At 36.3% G+C, this 16,905-nt stretch carries 17 protein-coding genes and 2 pseudogenes; 5 read left to right on the forward strand and 14 right to left on the reverse strand.

Features of this window, described 5'->3' with window-relative positions:
* Positions 1–137: 137 nt before the first annotated feature.
* The 8 genes from ACOI1C_RS12280 to ACOI1C_RS12315 all read right to left on the reverse strand — a co-directional run bounded on the left by ACOI1C_RS12280 (position 138) and on the right by ACOI1C_RS12315 (position 7,063).
* Entirely contained in the window at positions 138–1,082 is a 945-nt protein-coding gene (locus ACOI1C_RS12280; protein WP_422510814.1) for an ABC transporter permease, read from the reverse strand.
* A complete protein-coding gene (locus ACOI1C_RS12285; protein WP_422510815.1) occupies positions 1,079–2,581 on the reverse strand; it encodes a sugar ABC transporter ATP-binding protein in 1,503 nt (500 codons plus the stop codon). Before ACOI1C_RS12285 ends, ACOI1C_RS12280 begins: the two co-directional genes overlap by 4 nt.
* A gap of 1 nt (position 2,582) precedes the next feature.
* On the reverse strand, positions 2,583–2,978 hold the full coding sequence (gene rbsD / locus ACOI1C_RS12290) for a D-ribose pyranase (RefSeq protein WP_422510816.1): 396 nt from the start codon (positions 2,976–2,978) through the stop codon (positions 2,583–2,585).
* A 7-nt stretch (positions 2,979–2,985) separates the two neighbouring features.
* Positions 2,986–3,879, reverse strand: coding sequence for a ribokinase (gene rbsK / locus ACOI1C_RS12295; protein ID WP_422510817.1), 894 nt, complete (start codon positions 3,877–3,879; stop codon positions 2,986–2,988).
* 5 nt (positions 3,880–3,884) lie between these two features.
* Positions 3,885–4,871 (reverse strand): LacI family DNA-binding transcriptional regulator, encoded by a 987-nt coding sequence (locus ACOI1C_RS12300; protein WP_422510818.1) that lies wholly within the window; start codon positions 4,869–4,871, stop codon positions 3,885–3,887.
* Between the two features lie 143 nt (positions 4,872–5,014).
* Positions 5,015–5,368: a hypothetical protein gene (locus ACOI1C_RS12305; protein WP_422510819.1), complete on the reverse strand. Its 354-nt coding sequence runs from the start codon at positions 5,366–5,368 to the stop codon at positions 5,015–5,017.
* A gap of 616 nt (positions 5,369–5,984) precedes the next feature.
* The gene (locus tag ACOI1C_RS12310; protein ID WP_422510839.1) at positions 5,985–6,683 is read right to left on the reverse strand and encodes a gamma-glutamyl-gamma-aminobutyrate hydrolase family protein; all 699 of its coding nucleotides are present in this window, start codon (positions 6,681–6,683) and stop codon (positions 5,985–5,987) included.
* Between the two features lie 248 nt (positions 6,684–6,931).
* A complete protein-coding gene (locus ACOI1C_RS12315; RefSeq protein ID WP_422510820.1) occupies positions 6,932–7,063 on the reverse strand; it encodes a hypothetical protein in 132 nt (43 codons plus the stop codon).
* Positions 7,064–7,989: 926 nt separating this feature from the next.
* Here ACOI1C_RS12315 and fumC point away from each other — a divergent pair.
* Positions 7,990–9,378, forward strand: a complete 1,389-nt coding sequence (gene fumC, locus ACOI1C_RS12320) for a class II fumarate hydratase (protein ID WP_422510821.1) — start codon at positions 7,990–7,992, stop codon at positions 9,376–9,378.
* Between the two features lie 193 nt (positions 9,379–9,571).
* Here the strand turns inward: fumC and ACOI1C_RS12325 are convergent.
* Positions 9,572–10,000 (reverse strand): annotated as a pseudogene (locus ACOI1C_RS12325) (DUF1697 domain-containing protein); the annotation flags it as partial.
* Between the two features lie 1,221 nt (positions 10,001–11,221).
* Between ACOI1C_RS12325 and ACOI1C_RS12330 the strand changes: the two are divergent.
* From ACOI1C_RS12330 to ACOI1C_RS12345, 4 genes and pseudogenes are all read left to right on the forward strand, one after another.
* On the forward strand, positions 11,222–11,371 hold the full coding sequence (locus ACOI1C_RS12330) for a DnaD domain protein (protein ID WP_422510822.1): 150 nt from the start codon (positions 11,222–11,224) through the stop codon (positions 11,369–11,371).
* A 282-nt stretch (positions 11,372–11,653) separates the two neighbouring features.
* Positions 11,654–11,983, forward strand: a complete 330-nt coding sequence (locus ACOI1C_RS12335; RefSeq protein WP_422510823.1) for a hypothetical protein — start codon at positions 11,654–11,656, stop codon at positions 11,981–11,983.
* 4 nt (positions 11,984–11,987) lie between these two features.
* Positions 11,988–12,482 carry a PIN domain-containing protein gene (locus ACOI1C_RS12340; RefSeq protein WP_422510824.1) on the forward strand — a complete coding sequence of 165 codons (495 nt, stop codon included), beginning with the start codon at positions 11,988–11,990 and terminating at the stop codon, positions 12,480–12,482.
* 423 nt (positions 12,483–12,905) lie between these two features.
* A pseudogene (locus ACOI1C_RS12345) lies at positions 12,906–13,007 on the forward strand (replication protein); the annotation flags it as partial.
* A gap of 318 nt (positions 13,008–13,325) precedes the next feature.
* Here ACOI1C_RS12345 and ACOI1C_RS12350 read toward each other — a convergent pair.
* The 5 genes from ACOI1C_RS12350 to ACOI1C_RS12370 form a co-directional block, all read right to left on the reverse strand.
* Positions 13,326–13,508, reverse strand: a complete 183-nt coding sequence (locus ACOI1C_RS12350; protein WP_422510825.1) for a hypothetical protein — start codon at positions 13,506–13,508, stop codon at positions 13,326–13,328.
* A complete protein-coding gene (locus ACOI1C_RS12355) occupies positions 13,505–13,990 on the reverse strand; it encodes a hypothetical protein (protein ID WP_422510826.1) in 486 nt (161 codons plus the stop codon). Before ACOI1C_RS12355 ends, ACOI1C_RS12350 begins: the two co-directional genes overlap by 4 nt.
* Positions 13,991–14,712: 722 nt before the next feature.
* Entirely contained in the window at positions 14,713–15,720 is a 1,008-nt protein-coding gene (locus tag ACOI1C_RS12360; protein WP_422510827.1) for an ABC transporter permease, read from the reverse strand.
* Entirely contained in the window at positions 15,717–16,595 is an 879-nt protein-coding gene (locus tag ACOI1C_RS12365; protein ID WP_422510828.1) for an ABC transporter permease subunit, read from the reverse strand. Before ACOI1C_RS12365 ends, ACOI1C_RS12360 begins: the two co-directional genes overlap by 4 nt.
* 15 nt (positions 16,596–16,610) lie before the next feature.
* On the reverse strand, positions 16,611–16,905 hold a 295-nt coding region (locus ACOI1C_RS12370), incomplete at its 5' end, for a hypothetical protein (RefSeq protein ID WP_422510829.1).

The raw sequence follows: 16,905 nt of genomic DNA on the forward strand, positions 1-16,905 counted from the left end.
GTTTAAATTCACCATTCATTCTAACATTTTTCAACATAATATTACAAAAAACTCTCTTCGACAATCCGTTTGTTGAATAAGAAAATAATCTTAAGTTTTTTAATAGATTCCATTCCTGTAAAACCCCTCCGTGTTTTTTAAGTAGTTTTCTTACTATCTAGTAAAACAGCTAGTAATATAACACCTCCTTTAACAACTTGTTGGTAGAAGGAGCTAACATTCATTAAATTTAAACCATTATTTAAAACCCCAATAATGAGAGCTCCTACTAAGGTACCAAATATCCAGCCTCGTCCTCCGGATAGACTTGTGCCACCAAGGACTACAGCAGCAATTGCATCTAGTTCATAAGTAGCACCTGCTGTTGGCTGTGCTGAGTTTAAACGTGAGGCTAAAATAATACCTGCTAATGCTGATAGAAGACCTGTAATTGAATAAATCCAGATTTTAACTCGATCCGTTTTAATACCAGCTAATATCGATGCCTCTTCATTTCCACCAATTGCATAGGTTCGGCGGCCAAACGTTGTTTTCTTCAGAATAAATGCAAGGATGAAATATGTAGTAATCATCCATATAACAGGTATAGGAATTCCCAAAAAGTAGCCTCTTCCCATTAACTCAAACGTGATACTATCTGATAACCCTGTAATGGGTCGACCATCCGTATACACTAAGGTTAGTCCACGAAAGATGGTCATTGTTGCAAGTGTTGCAATAAACGGTGCGACTTTACCTTTTGTAATCACAAGTCCGTTAAAGGCACCCATTAGTGCACCCGCAATTAAGCCAACTAAAATGGCTAGAATTGGATCAACCCCAGAGGTTAACATTCCCGCAGTTAACACAGACGAAAGTGCTAAAATGGAACCAACAGATAAATCGATTCCTCCTGTTAAAATAACGAATGTCATCCCAAATGCTATAAGAGCATTTATGGAAACTTGTCTCAATATGTTAAATACATTATCAAGTGATAAAAAATTCGGGCTTATAATAGATAAGATTATGGTGATAACCAAAAATCCAATTAATGGACCAAGCTTTTGCAATTGGATTGATTTAAATGATGAGCCCTTCATACTTTCATCCCTCCTGTAGCTGCTCGCATTATTATTTCTTGATTTGATTCCCCTCGTTCAAACAGAGCTCCAATTGATCCTTCATGGATAACTAAAATCCGATCACTCATTCCGAGTATTTCAGGCAGCTCAGAAGATACCATGATAATAGAAACACCTTTTTCAGTTAGCTGATTCATTATCGAATATATTTCTTTTTTCGCGCCAACATCTACTCCTCTTGTTGGTTCATCCAAAATTAATATTTTGGGTTGGATCCCTAGCCACTTACCAATCACAACTTTCTGCTGATTTCCCCCACTAAGGGATCCAACCTCTTGCTCGCGGTTTGCTGTTTTTATATGAAATTGTTTAATTAATTCGTCCACAAATTTATGTTCCTTTTCTGTTGAAACGATACTCTTTGTTGATACTTGACTTAGATTTGGAATCGAGATATTTTCACGAATCGATAATCCCATTACAAGACCCTCTGTTTTTCGGTCCTCTGTAACAAATCCAATTCCTGCTTTAATTGCATCATAAGGATTGCGAATGTTTACCTTCTCACCATCGATGTAAACTTCTCCGGATTGACTTTTCCGATAACCAAAAATCACTTCCATAATTTCGGTCCGTCCTGCACCCATCAGTCCAGCAACACCTAAAATCTCCCCTTGTCTTACAGAGAAATCAATATTATTAAAGCTCCCCTTTTTCGAATAGTTTTCAATGCGAATACGCTCTTGTCCGATAGAAGCTGTACGTTTTGGGAAGCGCTCTCCAAGCTCTCGACCTACCATCATCTTTACAATTTCATCAAAGCTTGTATCCTTAATTTTTTTAGTTCCGATATAGCTCCCATCTCGTAAAACCGAAACACGATCACATATTTGAAAAATTTCTTCCATTCTATGAGATATATAAACTACACCGACCCCATCTTTTCGAAGATTCATCACAACTTTAAACAAACTTTCAATCTCTCGGTCTGTTAATGCAGCAGTAGGTTCATCCATAATAAGTACTTCAGCATTTGTCGAAAGTGCTCGTGCAATTTCAATCATTTGCTGTTGACCAACTGACAGTTGACCTGCTTCCGAGTCTGGATCTAAGTTAATTCCTAATCTATTAAGTGCTTCCTTCGTTTTCGTTCTCATTTCTTTAGTGCGTAATATCCCAAACCTTCCAGTTGTCAATTCTTTACCTAGAAACATGTTTTCCATTACGGTTAAATATGGAATAATGTTTAACTCCTGATGAATAACAGCAATACCTACTTCTTCTGCATCTTTAGTCTCTTTAAAGTATACCTCTTTGCCCTTTACATAAATCGTACCTGAATCGCGCTCATGAATTCCGGTTAAGATTTTCATAAGCGTTGATTTACCTGCTCCGTTCTCTCCCATTAACGCATGGATTTCTCCAGGAATTAACTCAAATTCAACATTGTCAAGTACCCTTATGGTTGAAAAGGCTTTTGAAACATCTCGCATTTGTACAATTGGCTCGATATTCATATTAAAAATTCACCCCTGCATGAAGGATCACATTCGCGTAAGGAGTTGATTCTCCAGTTCGTATCACAGCCTTAGCCTTCTTCGTCGCCTCCTTGAACTGCTCATGGGAGACATATTCGATCATCTTGTCACCTAGTAATCTCTTAGACTCTTTTTCCAAAGAACTATTATATTGGGTAATTTCTTCAGCAAAAGTAGCCTTTTCAACCAGCATATCATCCAAAATTACTGTTAAAGTGTCTATAAAACTCGGAGATCCTTTCTTTAGTGAAATATCTATACGAATCGTTTCATCAGGAATTGGCAATCCACAATCAGCAATTACAATAATATCTGTGTGACCGAGTTTAGTTAATACTTCTGTAATGTGACTATTCAAAACGCCATGTTTCTTCACGTTTATTTCACCCCTCAATTGAAAGTAAGAAGGATGTAACCTCTTCCTTCGTAGGCATTCCAGTTTGAGCACCTAGTTTGGTAACAGATAACGCTCCAACTGCATTTGCAAAGAGAATCGCTTCTTGTAGCATCTTCCCCTCACCTAGAGCAACCGCTAAAGCTCCGTTAAACGAATCTCCTGCTCCTGTGCTATCAACAACTTCAACAGTATAAGCAGGTACCTCTGTAAAAAATTTTTCAAAAAACGAAACACCCTTATTCCCTTTTGTTACAATACATTTTTCCTCAATTTCTTTTCTTTCAGTAGCTGTGAGCTGGGAAGCGGTTATGAGTAAAGTTTGTTCATATTCATTTGGTGTAAGGTAATCAACCTTTTGTAATAATTCTTTTGGTAAAAGCTGAATAGGTGCTGGGTTTAAGATCACCCTAACTTTGTGTTTGTTTGCTAGTTCAACAGCTTTATAAACAGTAGCCAAGGGGATTTCAAGCTGAAGAAGTAGAACTTTACTGCCTGCAATCTCATGCTCAAGCTCTTCAACCATTTGTACTGATAGTTCACTATTAGCTCCCGGAACAACAATAATACTGTTATCACCATTTGCGAGTGTGATAGAAGCAATTCCAGTTTCCACCTTCACTGTTTTTATATAATCAGTTCTAACACCCTGGTTTTGTAGATGCCTTTTCAATTGGTCACCAAACATATCGTCTCCAACACAACCAATTAAGGTGACGTCTGCCCCAAGTTTTGCGGCTGCTACCGCTTGATTGGCGCCCTTACCTCCTGGAGTTGTTAGGAAGGAGCTTCCTAACACAGTTTCTCCCATTTGAGGTAAACTAGTTGTTCTCGTCACTAAATCCATATTAATACTACCGATTACAGTAATTTTGTTAGTCATGATCTTCACCTCGATTTTTTAGTTGATAATCGTTCTATAAGCTGAACTGAATATTGATGGTGCATCTCTTCAATCGGTTTTCCTCCGATGATATCTAAAAGCATAGTTGCAGCCACTTTTCCAATTTCATAAATTGGCTGAGACATTGTAGATAATTCTGGTGTTGTTAAGGTACAGAGATCAATTCCATCAAATCCAATAATGACTAGATCATCAGGAACTTTTCGACCTATACTCAATGCTGCCTTTAAAACACCTGCAGCCATATAATCATTCCCTGCAAAAATAGCTTCAATGTCTGGGTACTGAAGTAGGAGTTCTCTAGTTACAGCTATCGTACGTTTGATATCATAATATCCATTTACAATTAGCTCTGGGTGGAACCATTCATTATTTTTCACTTCATCTAAGTAGCCATTACAGCGCTCATCTGCATTTATAACATTTTCAGGGCCACGAATATGAGCTATTTTATGGCAGCCTAGTGATTTTAAATATTGAACTGCGTCTCTTGCGCCTTGATAATTATTGACTGATACAGAAGGGATTGAATGACCAATAGTTCTGTCTAAAGCCACAATTGGAATTCCCATTTTTTCAATATTCTTTGGCGTTAAAGTACTTGTAACCATAATGACCCCATCTACATACTTTTGCTTCAGGACATCTAAGTATTGCTGTTCTTTATTTTCATCTTCATCTGAATTGCATAAGATCAGTGTAAATCCGTTACTATTTGTAACATCTTCTATAGCTCTAGCTACTTCTGGAAAAAAAGGATTTTTAATATCTGGTAAGATGAGTCCTATTGTCATTGACTTTTTTTTAAACAAGCTTCGTGCTACTGCATTAGGCTTATAATTTAATTTATCAATCGCTAATTGGACCTTCTTTTTTGTATCCTCGTTCACATATCCATTGTTATTGATCACTCTTGATACAGTTGCAACCGAAACCTCCGCCTCATTTGCAACATCTTTGATTGTACTCATAACTCAACTCCCGTAACTGTCTTGATGAGAATCTTTCCGTATGTAACCGGTTACATATTGTGTTAAAAAAAATAAAAGATGTTATATGTAACCCGTTACAGAGATTGTAAACGGTTACATGCTTAATTGTCAATCTTAAAATATCAATAATTCAGAATATTTGTATTACCAAAAGTAGCTGAGGCAATGACAGAACCCTTTGATCCGAAGCCATAATACCTGGCCATTACTGTACTAGACAATCCAGAGCGGAAAGCAATATGACCAACCCCCCACCCCAATAATCCTCCGATAAGGGTTACAAGTAACCCTGCAATAATACCGATTTTTATACCTGCTACAAACGTCACTAGTGCACCAAAGAACAACTGGATAAGTGTTGTAACAATACCAGCTGTTCCCCAAGAAAGTTGTAACCAACCTTGACGCTCGGAATCCGGTACTTTCTCTAAAGCATGATCATCAATAACAGCGCTTACATCGTTTTTCTCGCTCATTTCACTTCCTCCTCCTTATTTTTCAAACTATTAACAATTTTGTTTGTGAAAAACATGCTGTTCATTTTAAACTCCCTTCTCTTTAAGGTTAATAAAATATTACTGAATATTCAGAAGTTTTAATATTAATTAATTAACATAAGTTTGATTTAATTTGGAACGTGGTGACTAGGTATATTGTCTCGAAAAATTTATCCGGAAATAGACACCTGCTAGGCTAGTTAATTTAAAGAAGAGCTTACAAGATTATCTCTTAATCTTGTAAGCTCTTCTCTTTTGCATATTCAGAACAAGCGATACACACCTTAAATGTTTTCCCTTTATGGTAACATATCTCCGTAAAGGGGAGATTTTTCGTTTACAAATGGCGCATTTGGTATTGAAGAAGTTTAGTAGAGACATGATGGATCATCTCTCCTTCATATTCTTTTTAATTATGTTCCGATTTTTTGGTGTTCTTATGTCGTATATCCACTATCGACGGAGTACTGATAAGGCTGTTAAAGTTTTGTCTGCGTATATTCCTTCCTATCTTCCCTCGGTTGAAAATAAGTCAAAGAAATTAACTTTTGATTATTTGATACTCTGTCAAATTCTAATCCTACCTCATTCCTTTTTAACAACTTTGCACAAATCTACTAAAAATTCGTTTAGCTATAATCTCACCACCCACTGCTAGAGGCTCTGGATGCCATTGAACACCTAAAACAAATGTATGCTCCACACTTTCAATTGCCTCTATAATTCCATCTGATGCTACACCTGAAACAACTAGTGGTTTGGGAACATTTCTAACTGCTTGGTGATGAAATGTATTCACTTTAAACTTTGATTGCCCTGCGATATCCTCTAATAAGCTATTTTCAGTGGCAATGACATAATGGGACAAATGAGTTCGTGTTGCATTTTGGGAATGCTGTAGCAAATCTGTATCAATTTGGCTATAAATATCCTGGTACATATCGCCTCCAACGGCAATATTAAGAATTTGAATACCACGACAAATGGCAAGAATAGGCTTGTTAGCCACAAGCATTTTTTCAATTATCGCCATTTCAAAGCTATCTCTCCCAGGGGAGATCATCCCTAGTTTAGGATGTGGCTCCTCACCAAAAAGAATTGGATCGATGTCCCCCCCACCTGTTACAACAAGTCCATCAATCTTGTCCACCAATTGATCTACATCAGAATCTACCCCAATTGGTAAAATAACCGGTATTCCTCCAGCTTGAATAATAGATTGAACATAATCATTGGATAGACTGTGTTTATAATCAAGCTCTACGTGAGAAGTGATGCCGATAATTGGTTTGATCACCATAAACTATTCCCCTTTAAAGTTAAAATAATCATTATAATACCATCTTACTCAATTCAGTAAGATTTGCTTTTGAAACCACATTTTATTAAATTATAATAATTATAATGATATTATAAAAGCTATACAAATAGTATCCTAGTTGAAAAAGGGTTCAGTTTATAAGTCAAGAGAAACAACAAATAATCTACTAATAAAAAAGAAAAATGCGTTTCTACTTATTTATAGAAACGCACCAGGATTCATTACTTTTTCATTTCTCTAGCTGCTTTTTTTCTCGCCTTTTTACTTAGTGTAAGTTCTCCTCCGAATTCCATACCAGCTGCTTTACTTCCACCAGGGATTGGTTGATTTCGATTGTTAGTACGGTTTGCCATTTTGCTCCCTCCTTTCATTAAATCTAAAATCGTCCCTAAAGAGATGAAAAAGCCACTATTAAAATTTACTATGTAAATGATACAAAAAAACAGTAGCTAGTTTTATAGTTCTTTTCCACTAAAGAAATTATTCATAAAAATGCAATTTTTTTCCAAATTATGTCTTACGAATAAAAGTGAGAGACCATTGATTGATTGATAAAAATAAAATAATTATATATAATGAACATATAATAAAAAAAGATCAGGTGCTTGAACACCTGATCAGCAACTACAAACCGCACTTAGCGGTTAACCAAAGAGAAGTTGTTATAATAAAAAGAAGTAACTGTCAATTCCCCTGGTGAGGTTAGACGGTTACTTCTTTTTGTTTGAGACTAATAGCATAACCATTATTGTGATAATCCCTATTAATACGAGATTGGATTGAAGTGTCACAGTTAATGCTTCATATGTCGTCATTTATTCCACCTCCCTTCTCTAAGGGGAAGTGGCTAACCGCCTACCTGCTTGTATGTAGTTGTTCTTTCAATTATACCACGATTGCAAACAAGTGTTCTATTTTAATTCAATTTACTTAAAAATACTTTTCTTATTGCCCTTCCTATTCCCCGATGGGATTCCATTCCTCCCACAGTAGTTTTTTCCGATTTTCTTACTTTGTTCCTGTCATCCTTCTTGTCTTCCTCTTTTGTCTGCCAATCAATTCAAACTTTCTCCCCTTTGTAATTCTTGATTCTAAAACTTTGGTCTTTGCAAGGACAATAAAACTATCACAAAAATGGATATTAAAAATGGATGAAACCTAAAATTATGGAAACAATTTTGTTATGTTTAGGAGTAAGTATCTTTTAATTCGGGAATAGAAAATGAATAAGACCCTATCATAGGAGTTATCAAAATCTAGAAATGTAGAGGTGAACGGAATGGACTTCAGGATTGAAAAGGATACAATCGGTGAAATCAATGTTCCCAGTAGTAAATATTGGGGAGCACAGACACAAAGAAGCAAGGAAAATTTTAAGATTGGGATTGAACAAATGCCCACCGAGGTCATTGCATCATTTGCAATATTGAAAAGAAGTGCAGCCATTGTAAATGAAAAACTAGGTAAACTAGCTTCATTGAAAACAAATGCAATCGTTTTTGCTTGTAACGAAATATTGGAAGGAAAACTGGGGAGCCATTTCCCGCTTGTTGTATGGCAAACAGGAAGTGGCACACAGAGTAATATGAATATAAACGAAGTCATTGCAAACCGCGGCAATGAGTGGCTGAAGGAAAATGGATATGAAGAAAAAGTTCATCCTAATGATGATGTGAATATGAGCCAAAGCTCCAATGATACATTTCCCACCGCTATGCATATAGCTGGAGTAATGGCAGTCAGTGAAACGTTAGTCCCAGCTATTGAACAGTTGCATTCAACATTGAAGTCGAAAGAAAAAGAGTTTGCTGACACTGTAAAAATCGGGCGAACACACCTTCAAGACGCCACTCCATTGACACTCGGACAAGAAATTAGTGGTTGGTCACATATGTTGGACCGTTCTAAAGACATGATCGTAGAATCTATTGAAAAAATGAAGGCACTTGCAATCGGAGGAACAGCTGTTGGTACCGGTATTAATGCTCATCCTAAGTTTGGCGAATTAGTTGCAGCAGAAATTTCAAAACACACAAATATATCATTCCATTCCTCTATTAATAAATTTCACGCATTAACGAGTCACGATGAAACGGTGTATGCACATGGCGCTATAAAAGCACTAGCAGCCGATCTTATGAAAATAGCAAATGATGTCAGATGGCTGGCAAGTGGTCCTCGGTGTGGGATCGGTGAACTAACAATCCCGGAAAACGAACCTGGAAGTTCGATAATGCCTGGAAAGGTAAATCCTACTCAGAGTGAAGCCATAACCATGGTCGTGGCACAAGTCATGGGAAATGATGCAACAATTGGGTTTGCGGCAAGTCAGGGTAATTTTGAATTGAATGTGTTCAAACCAGTCATCATCTATAATTTCTTACAATCAGTTAGATTATTAGCTGACTCTATTAACTCCTTTAACACGAATTGTGCAGTAGGAATTCAAGCGAATGTCGCGGTCATTAACAAGTATGTGAATGAATCACTTATGCTTGTAACGGCACTAAATCCCCATATTGGATATGAAAAAGCGGCTACCATTGCCAAGTATGCACATAAGGAAGAACTCTCTTTAAAAGAAGCAGCCATACATTTGGGAATACTAACAGAGAAAGAATTTGATGAATTTGTCAAACCAGAGGAAATGATTGCCCCGAAGGAATAACAGTTATAACAAACTTTGATTAGAGTGTTGTTAAGCTAACTGGAGATAATCAATGCTTATTTATTGTATTAGCAATGAATAGCATAGGCCGGTTTCTAACCGGAGGCATTAACTTTAGCAAAGTCTGGTTTAAGTAACAGGAAGCATGGGGAGGGTTCTCTCCATTTGGAAGAAGAAATCCTCCTCATGCTTTCTACTTTTCCATTCCCCTTGCCATCACAGCTAGCTTATTCATCGTTTTCCAGTTCCGAATCGTAACGGGCACACCTAGCTTTAGGAGCTTATTCGCAAGCTTTGAGTTCCGAATGCTCTGACTGAATAAAAGGTAAATTTCCCGATTCTCTATGACATACTCTTCGTTTTCACTTTTGTATATTTCAAGACGATTAACTTCTTCTTGCAAAGGAACATCCTGCAGCAAAGCAACATAGAGACTTTCTCCTTCTGCTGAGGATTCAGCACTAGCTATCGCCTCTTCAGAGAATGGGCAACCTTGAAGTATTAAATCAAACTCAGTTGCCGTTCTTATGATGACACTTACCGAGAATCCGAATACACCCAGGATTTTACTCTCTATACGATCTTGTAGCGTTTCAAATCCTTCCTTTGATTCAAACAAAACATTCCCACTCGAGAAGCATGGGGAGAAGCATGGAGAAGCATGGGGACGGTTCTCTTGCTTCCATTAAGCAGAAGAACTGTCACCATGCTTCAATACAAGATAAACTACTAGATTTAAAACAATCTTAAACACAAATGAAATTCTTTTGCTCGCCCAATCGTTTTCTTAAATTCAAGTGGCTCATAAAAATTTAGAAGTTCACTAAGCTTTTTAGAAATAATGTCTCTTCACCATTGTTTGTGATTCACACAGATTTCCGACAGTAAGTTAGCTAGATTGATGCCTCTCAAACTCTCTCCTTCTTCATCTTACAGACTAGCCAGTTGATTGAAAAGAAGCGGTCAAGTGCTTTCCTTGAGGGCTTCTTTTCAATCAACTATAATGACCAAAATAATGAAGAAGGAGAGGCTAGCAAGAAGCATGGGAGAAGCATGGGGACGGTTCTCTTGCTTCCATTAAGCAGAAGAACTGTCACCATGCTTCAATACAAGATAAACTACTAGATTTAAAACAATCTTAAACACAAATGAACTTCTTCTGCTCGCCCAATCGTTTTCTTAAATTCAAGTGGCTCATAAAAATTTAGAAGTTCACTAAGCTTTTTAGAAATAATGTCTCTTCCATTGCTTGGGTACCATACCCTCTCCTAACCCGTATCAATTATTTGAGAAAAATGGATTTGGAACACTTAGTAGCTGCCTAGCTGAAAAAATAGAAGCAGAAGAAGCATGGGGACGGTTCTCTTGCTTCCATTAAGCAGAAGAACTGTCACCATGCTTCAATACAAGATAAACTACTAGATTTAAAACAATCTTAAACACAAATGAACTTCTTCTGCTCGCCCAATCGTTTTCTTAAATTCAAGTGGCTCATAAAAATTTAGAAGTTCACTAAGCTTTTTAGAAATAATGTCTCTTCCATTGCTTGGGTACCATACCCTCTCCTAACCCGTATCAATTATTTGAGAAAAATGGATTTGGAACACTTAGTAGCTGCCTAGCTGAAAAAATAGAAGCAGAAGAAGCATGGGGACGGTTCTCTTGCTTCCATTAAGCAGAAGAACTGTCACCATGCTTCAATACAAGATAAACTACTAGATTTAAAACAATCTTAAACACAAATGAACTTCTTCTGCTCGCCCAATCGTTTTCTTAAATTCAAGTGGCTCATAAAAATTTAGAAGTTCACTAAGCTTTTTAGAAATAATGTCTCTTCCATTGCTTGGGTACCATACCCTCTCCTAACCCGTATCAATTATTTGAGAAAAATGGATTTGGAACACTTAGTAGCTGCCTAGCTGAAAAAATAGAAGCATGGTGCAATGATCAAAACGATGAACTTGTGATCGAGGCAATGAAACTAGCATTATAGAAGAAGCATGGGGACGGACTGTCCTCTTGCTTCCATTTGGAAGCAGAAGAACCGTCCCCTTGCTTCTGTAGAACAAAGGACATAGCTCTACTCCAGGATCTATTTAATTACGATAATCCTAAAACACGAAACCGCTATTTAGGGATCAATCAGGAAAAAAAAGATGAAGCTAACGACCACTTCTCTTTATAGCACATTTTATATAGAAGAAACTGGTTTAAGTTTATAGAAAATTCAATTCATGGTAAAATAAACAAAAACTCTCTAAAGTGAGGGATTATGATGAGAACAAGAAATCGAAACGCAGCCGCTCTTGAAGTTAATAGCAATAAACTGGCAGACGATATAACAAAGGAACTATTGAAGGATTCTCGTATTCGCAGAAAACTATATCGTGGCCGAACCTACGGCATAGAAATACGTGTGTTAACAGAAGAAGAACGACACCACCGCAAGAAGGAGGTTATTGAAGTGAAGCCTGTGAAGAGAAAGTTATCAAAAGAAGAAAAGAAAGCTCTACACAAAAAATTAGCTGGAAGTGCTAGACTCTTTAGTAAAGAAGGTGTTGAAGAATCATTAAGAATTGCAAACCGTGATGACTGGGAGGACTAAGTAGGTGAAGAAGGCATTAATCGATACAAATATATACGCAGCACACGAAATGGAGTATCCCGATGCAGTAGAGATCATTGAACAGCTTATCGATGATGACGTTGAGATTATTATGACCACCTTAATTGAAATGGAAATCATGTCTCACTTTGAAATCGAAACAGACCTTACCATTAAAGCGAACAGAGAAGGATATATCGATATGGCTGATGAGGTTTTCCACGTAACAGAAGAGGAATTACAATTAGCCGCTGAAATAAGAAGAAAAGCAAGAGCAGACGTTAGCCGTAAAAAGAGCATCAAAGCTCCAGATGCTATCATCGCAGCTAGTGCTCTTGTACATAACGCAAGATTAATTAGCAACAATGATCGAGATTTTCATTGGATTCGAGATAACTATACTTACGAAGGTAGAAGCTTAGATTACTTGAATCCTATTCAAGATAAAAAGGCATACGGTGCGTTTAGTACAGCCTACCAAGAAAGCAGAGGATTATAGAAGCGGGATGAAACTCGATTTTTTTAGTTTATAGATATGTGCTGGCTACAAAAAACAAAGCAGCCATTAATACACTTGAAGAAGCATGGGGAAGAAGCATGGGGACGGTTCTCTTGCTTCCATTAAATAGAAGAACTGTCACCATGCTTCAATACAAGATAAACTACTAGATTTAAAACAATCTTAAACACAAATGAATTTCTTCTGCTCGCCCAATCTTTTTCTTAAATTCAAGTGGCTCATAAAAACTTAGAAGTTCACTAACCTTTCTTTGACTTTTGATCTCATCCTAATCCTCTCCACTAGGAGGGAAGGGTTTGAGTAATATAAAATTGATACTTAAGCTTTGTAGTAATTAATAATCTCTTCCATTGCTTGGGTGCCATATCCTCTCCTAACCCGTTTTAATTATTTGAGAAAAATGGATTTGGAACACTTAGTAGCTACCTAGCTGAAAAAATAGAAGCATGGTGCAATGATCAAAACGATGAACTTGTGATCGAGGCAATGAAACTAGCATTATAGAAGAACCGTCCCCTTGCTTCTCCTAGCTTGTTTGCAATTTCCCTACTTTCTTCTTTTCTACCTTACAACTCAAACTTCTTATATAACTCCTCGAATGGTTTCGCCATTTCTAGCACCTCCAATATTTTATTTTTTCGGGCTCTTTAATCTGACTATAATTGACAGCGACCATGGCTCCAATTAAATAGTGTGCATCATCTTGTTCTTTATATTCTTGTAGGGTTTGAGTCAATTCATACGCGCGTCTTGATGAGATAGATTGCTCTGTCTAAAAAATAAAAAAAGCGAGAATTACACCTCACTTTTCCACTTTAGATATTATGCTCTTTTTTTAAATGGATCATCTTTGTACTCCGCTTTACGTGTATAGACAATTAGAGCTGGTTCTACAAATTCTCCATTTTTCGAAGGAATTAATGCCCTAACATCCGATACAGCTTTACCGACTTTATATAAGTTATTACTGGTGATAGTACGACCTTTAGCTGATGTGTTTCTCATCTTGACACACATCCAAAAAGAAGATTTATTGTTCCTAATAAGTTGTGATTTTCAAGGAATACTTGATCAAAGTCAGCTTCTTCAAGTTTTTGTTTCCCTGTAATTGCCACGGTTATAACAAGTTCTTTACCTATAGGATAACACATGACATACATCTTATCAAAAGGTGTATCAGTCTTTATTAGCACTTTGTCTTCATTATTTAAATAGCAGTCAATGACTACAATACGTTCCTCTTCATTTTTCCCTTGATTAACATTAAAATCAAAGTAGCCACCCCTGCCTTCATTGCCTGCAATCTGCTTCAAACCATCAGTCCCAATTGAATTCCAAATACCAATACCTTCCACTTTAAACGTCGGTGGAGGAAGGTACGCACTTAAAAGTGTTTCCCAAAGGTATTCATACTTATGAAATGGTTCATTAAGTAATCCATTTGTGAATTTTCTGAGAAATCGAATGATTGCATAGTCTTGATCCATTTTTAAGATAGCTTCAGAAAGTAGTTTTTTTGGAGATGCGGAAAAAACAAGAGATATTTGGAGTGTCATTTGCCAATGGATATATCTGATATAATTTCAAGGAAATCCAAATTAACGAAAAGGCCAATAAAGGAAATACAAGATGAGGTTATTGCAATTTACGCCAAAAAAGTAGTCCATTTTGAAGTACAATTTAATGTTTTGTACTCCAAAACTGAACTACTTAGTTTAGATCGCTATTTCTTTTATAATTTTTAAGTATTTCCTTTCCTTTTTCTGAACTTTCGACTTTCAAGTAAATACCTTGACAGCTACTCGTTTGATCAGACTTCCTTTCTGCAACATTCAATTTTATATTCAAAGAAGTTTATTAATTACCCTCTATTATTAATGAGTAAAATTATTAATTTCAACAACTAAGATCATCTCCATAGTAAGTAAAGGCGAACATCGTGATTCACTTTTAGGACTGTGTCTTTTGGTCGGCATTAAAGGTTCTCCTTCGCTAGTTAATATATAAACCATGAATATTTCAAACTCCTTAACGAGAGTAATTTGACCGTAAGGTCGTAGGTACACTTTGCCAAAGTTATCGGACGGTTTAACGTTTGCAACACTTCTCCTTACCTCCTGAGATGTCTAATTACAAACCGTAAAGCAGGAGACGAGTGGAGTATCCCAAGGCACCTATTTCATCCATAACGGAGGGTCATTGACTATAATTACTTTAAAAAAGTGAATGGATTCTTAGTTTCATCGGCACTTGTATTTTCTAATGAATTCACATAGCTTTCTTCTACTTTGCTTCGTTTCTTCGGTCTTTCTAATTCTTCTGTAATTATATTCACACACAAGATTGTTATCATAAAAGCAACTAATGGAGCTACAATGATCCAAGGAGCTAATACGATTTCTTTATAATCCATTCCAATTAGCCCTGACCATTCATTGGTTAAAGTAATAAACTTTGCTCCCATTGCAGTTCCCAAGTCCCTTTTTATTGCCCCTCCTAAAAATAATTCTAATAGTCCAAGATGGATTAAAAGTAGAAGTACTTGTCCCACTTGCTGGGAAAAAAAGATTAAAAGAGGTCTACTTAAATGTGGAAGCATATGCTTTTTGAATAAATGATAGGTTGATCCACCTAACACTTTTGCTCCATCCATGAACTGCTCATTAGCGATTCTCTTACATTCATCTGCTATTAATAAGGTTAGATGGGGTACAGAAATGATAATTAGGACGATTATTTGATAAAAAACCAGTTGGTAAAACGATAAATCATGAAATCCTATGATTGAAAAAGGAGTAATTAATATAAATGCCAACAAAACCTGTGGAATGGAGTAAAATGCTTGAAAGAAGCTTATAAAATAACTTTTTCCTTTCTTTGCTTTAAATAAATAAAAATGGCAGAATAGCCCCGCTAAAAAGGAAATTAAAACTCTTAACATTGCCACAAAAAAAACCATAAGCAGTGTATATTTGGCTCCATCAATCACTTTATAAAATATGTTATAACTGAGTCGGTCCGTACCAAATGGTGGAACAATTGATGGAGGGAAAGGACTGGCTGCGATTAACTCACCATTCTCATTATATAAAAGCCGTGGTTCTGGGACTAAAAGTTCATCAGAAAATAGACTGAACAGTAAACTAGCAAATAACATCAACAGAATAATGCTAAGACCCACGAGTAAACGAGGAGACTTCAAATAATTTATCTTCATGAATACTCCCCCTTTATCCCAAACCGTTTTGTTATAATCCCATCGACAATCAATAAAATAAATTGGATGGGTAAGAAAAGTAATAGTAAACCGATTGTAAGAACGCCTGTATTAGATGTTCCATAATCCAACAAGAATTTTGTCAGTCCGTTAATGTTGAAAATATATTCTAAGATGATGAGGTTTGAAAGGATAAAGACAAAATGTGATCGGAAATGAGGAACTAAATTTAGTAACACATTTCGGTAGATATGAGCGATTAAGACTTTATTGAACCCTATCCCCTTGCTTCTCGCCAATATTACATAGTCCTTACTAGATTCATCTTCCAGGTATAAAATGATAATTTTCGTTAATTGAATAGTCGGTGGTATCGCTAAACAAATAATAGGCAGAACATATGTAGGATTATCATATAGAGACACGATATTAAAAAGGAGGATATTTGTCTGTTTATAGATGAAAATAACTAAGAGTTGTAATCCGATAATAATTAAAACATCAGGTGCCGAGTTAAGAATAGATGTCCCTTTACGAACAAAAGATGCAAGTCTTTTTGGCATCATAAGAAGACTACTTGAAACGATCATCGAAAGGACTACTGAAAGAGTTAGTGCTGCAAGTAGTATCTTCATCGAATAAAGATAAGGTTCCATCATACTTGATAATAAAGGTTTTTCTACTCCTTTGTAATAAAAAGAAAGACCTGTTGGATGAAGAAATAATGTCTTAATTGTCTCCCCTATTTGCAATAGGTAGCTAGTAAAACTAATCTTTAATTGTTGGTCAAAGATAAATATGGCAGGTAAAGAACTAAGGCATATGATTCCAAGCAAGGTAATCACTGCCTTTTCTAAAAAGGTTAACAGTTTCAAAGCACACACCACTCCCTAATTAAACAACTTGGCTTCTCTTATCATCGTCATAGTTAGTGGTACAGCAGTGACTTCCCATGCTTCTACCTCTGTATCACTTTCACAATTAGTTAAAGCTAATCCACTGAGGAAATCGAAATTTCGACAAGTAAATGTTCCTTTTGGTTTATAAATTGAATTAGTCTTTATAAAGGTGATTTCATTCTCTTTACGGGTGATACTTGATTTTTCATACGCGCCACTTTTTGTATAATAAGTAATCTTTAATTCATCAATCTTACCAGTCTTAAAATCTAGCAATTTACTCGTG

Source organism: Bacillus sp. DJP31 (genome assembly GCF_049310945.1).
GTDB lineage: Bacteria > Bacillota > Bacilli > Bacillales > SA4 > Bacillus_BS.

Bases quoted from the DNA above. Each gene is read 5' to 3' on its own strand.
- ACOI1C_RS12285 (WP_422510815.1), bottom strand. From the start codon at position 2,581: ATGAATATCGAGCCAATTGTACAAATGCGAGATGTTTCAAAAGCCTTT.
- ACOI1C_RS12355 (WP_422510826.1), bottom strand. From the start codon at position 13,990: ATGGATCAAGACTATGCAATCATTCGATTTCTCAGAAAATTCACAAAT.
- ACOI1C_RS12360 (WP_422510827.1), bottom strand. From the start codon at position 15,720: ATGAAGATAAATTATTTGAAGTCTCCTCGTTTACTCGTGGGTCTTAGC.
- ACOI1C_RS12315 (WP_422510820.1), bottom strand. From the start codon at position 7,063: ATGGCAAACCGTACTAACAATCGAAATCAACCAATCCCTGGTGGAAGT.
- ACOI1C_RS12350 (WP_422510825.1), bottom strand. From the start codon at position 13,508: ATGAGAAACACATCAGCTAAAGGTCGTACTATCACCAGTAATAACTTA.
- fumC (WP_422510821.1), top strand. From the start codon at position 7,990: ATGGACTTCAGGATTGAAAAGGATACAATCGGTGAAATCAATGTTCCC.
- ACOI1C_RS12280 (WP_422510814.1), bottom strand. From the start codon at position 1,082: ATGAAGGGCTCATCATTTAAATCAATCCAATTGCAAAAGCTTGGTCCA.
- rbsK (WP_422510817.1), bottom strand. From the start codon at position 3,879: ATGACTAACAAAATTACTGTAATCGGTAGTATTAATATGGATTTAGTG.
- ACOI1C_RS12305 (WP_422510819.1), bottom strand. From the start codon at position 5,368: ATGAGCGAGAAAAACGATGTAAGCGCTGTTATTGATGATCATGCTTTA.
- ACOI1C_RS12335 (WP_422510823.1), top strand. From the start codon at position 11,654: ATGAGAACAAGAAATCGAAACGCAGCCGCTCTTGAAGTTAATAGCAAT.
- ACOI1C_RS12300 (WP_422510818.1), bottom strand. From the start codon at position 4,871: ATGAGTACAATCAAAGATGTTGCAAATGAGGCGGAGGTTTCGGTTGCA.